The sequence below is a fragment of the Acetobacter sp. DmW_043 genome, assembly GCF_002153485.1.
Lineage (GTDB): Bacteria > Pseudomonadota > Alphaproteobacteria > Acetobacterales > Acetobacteraceae > Acetobacter > Acetobacter thailandicus.
In genome coordinates, this window is sequence record NZ_JOMN01000064.1 from 1 (window position 1) to 2,759 (window position 2,759).

The 2,759-nt window shown below is 42.6% G+C and carries 1 protein-coding gene and 1 pseudogene; both read left to right on the forward strand.

Going from position 1 to position 2,759, the window contains the following annotated elements:
* Window positions 1-1,621: hypothetical protein (locus HK11_RS12390; protein WP_158092828.1), on the forward strand; the 1,621-nt coding region annotated here is incomplete at its 5' end.
* Window positions 1,622-1,802: 181 nt separating this feature from the next.
* Window positions 1,803-2,517 (forward strand): annotated as a pseudogene (locus HK11_RS11405) (transposase); the annotation flags it as partial.
* Between the last annotated feature and the right edge of the window lie 242 nt (window positions 2,518-2,759).

Below are 2,759 nucleotides of genomic sequence, written 5' to 3' on the forward strand. Positions count from 1 at the left end.
AAATGATAGAGATATAATTGAATACCCAGTAAATTATTTTATAAACTCTCTAGCAGAAAATATGCCTACGGACTGGTTTCCTCAAGGATATGAGAGTGTGATGTTAGGAGGACAAAGTACAATTTTATTTAATAAAGGTAGAAAGATAATAATCGATCCTCATCAATCATTAAGCATCTGGGGAATGCCTTATGGCTCTTTTAATGCAGGTTGTTCTTTGTGTGTATTTTCAACCGGAGATGTAGCAAGCGGTGCAGGAGGGCAAGCTGCGCTGTCAGGTATAGACCCACGCTTAGGAGCGTTTTCTATCGCACATGGAGATAATGCAATTGCAGCTTTTTATTTGGGTGAAAGTAATAATTTAACAAGGCTTGTTCTTCAAGTAGAAAAATTTGATTCAGATGGATTTATACTCAAAAATAAGTTATCTTCTGAGCAATTATCTGTTTTGCACCATGGAATGTACGTTAGTACAAATGTACGTGCTCAAGATATGTCATCCGTTGATAATTACGGTCGCCCTACAGGTTATTTATATTCAGGAATTATAAGTGGATGGAATTCTTCTCGTATTAATGTTTATGGATGGTCCGTATTAGGTGCCAAAGATAAATATTTAGAAAAAAATATTATTCCAAATACAAATAAAAATCCAGATGGAAAATGGACTAATTTAGATAAAAAATCTTCTTATACCTTTCCTGTTGTTTATATAGGTGATCCTGGAAAATATTTTGGAGAAAACGATTACGTTATTATGGATATGGATCGAGTATATGGGGATCATGCATCATCAAATGCTAACAGCTATGAACGTAATGAATTCGACATGCGTTGGTCTCATGTAAACAAGAACCATGAAGCAAGCTTCCATGGTTATACTTTATCTTTTGAATGTAACGAATGTGCAGCCTCGTATCCATTTACTGAAGATAGTTACGGATATTTAGTAAATGGTCCATATGAATTGCCAGCAGCGTATATAGCCCAAGTTGATGGAGATGCTTTAGAATATAAAGGGTATTCAACATGGATTCCTGGCAACGGAGCTGCCAACTCTTCCATTATTGGTTCTCGTCATATCATGTTCGATTTTTCTAGCTACTTACCGTCCAATAATACATTGCACTTTGGAGCAAGATCTTATCACGACTTGGAAGGTATTTCTGATTGGAGAAGTTACGATGTAAGGCTCGGTCTTATAGTTGATGGACGACGAGAAAGAGACCGATTTGAAGGAGGTTCATCAATGAGCGATTTAGCTTGGAACTTAAATGGAAAACTAGGTTCAATTTGCTTAGTTCAACCTGATGGAAAAACAGAAGGAGTATGCCTTGAAGGTAATGGCGGAGAAAATGTTCCTGGACGACTTAATACTCAGCAGTTATCTGCAAAAGTAATTTCGACTTCTTTATATTTAAGCTCACCTCAATATGGAACATCAGATCATTTCCAAACTTTTATAGAAATCAAAGCGCATAAGCATAGAGAAGGTGATAGAGTTTGGTGTCATGACTGTTTGAATTCTCACCAAAATTCAAGGCATGGAACTGGTAGATGGATATATTTAGACAGCACTTATGTTTGGCGAAGTGATGATGGCTATTTAGCTAAAGATTAATATAAAATAAAATTGGATGGTTCGAAGGGATCTCCGACAAACCCTTAACTTACGTTTTCAAACAATCTCTCACGGCTCCCCCTCTTCAACATCAAAGAAACCTGAAGGGTTCTAAAAACCCCCTGGTTTTGAGACTGTCTGTGTGTTTCTCTACCGCCTGCGTGGATTGGGGAGATGTAGCATGAAGCAGTCTGGTTTCTTTGATGTTGAAGAGCGGCCTGCCCGATTGAGCGGGCTCGGTGATCAGCTCGAAGCGTTTTCGCGGGTTATGGATTTTGAAGTCTTCCGTCCTGACCTGAACAAGGCACTGGCGTATTCAGACGGGAGCAAAGGCGGTCGTCCTCCCTGTGATGCTGTTCTGATGTTCAAAATTCTGGTGATCCAGACACTGAACAATTTGTCTGATGAACGGACGGAATATCTGATTAACGACAGGCTTTCATTCATGCGTTTTCTCGGTCCGGGTCTGACAGACCGCGTGCCTGATGCCAAAACACTCTGGCTGTTCCGCGAGCGTCTGACGCAGGCGGGTGCCATTGAAACACTGTTTGATTGCTTTAATACCACCCTGCGGAACGCCGGGTATTTACCGATGTCAGGCCAGATCCTGGATGCCACACTGGTGACAGCTCCAAAGCAGCGCAATACCAGTGCGGAGAAGGAGGATCCCACAGGACTGGCAGGATAAGCCATCAAAATTGTCTCACAAAGACCGTCATGCACGCTGGACACTGAAGTTCACCAAAGCGAAGCGTCAGGATGATGGAACCATGCCATCCAGCGATCTTGCCATCCCGTTCTTTGGCTACAAATCCCACGTCTCCATCGATCGGAAGTTTCGGTTTATCCGGAAATGGAAGACAACACATGCTGCCGCCAGTGATGGGGCAAGGCTGCGCGAGGGCGTAGCCGTCCAGCGGGGGACAGCCCCCAATCCGCTCAAAGCGCAGACCGGATGCCATCGCAAAAACCGTCAATCAAATCGCCAAAAGCCTGAAATTACCAGACAAGCGTATCAATAAAGGGTTCTTCGATCCCTCTAGGCTCAGGACTCATTCTTTGAGATAGAAGATGACGCTTGCAGCGATATGGATTGCGGACATGAAGGTATGAGCGCAGCGGTCGTATCGTGTTGCCA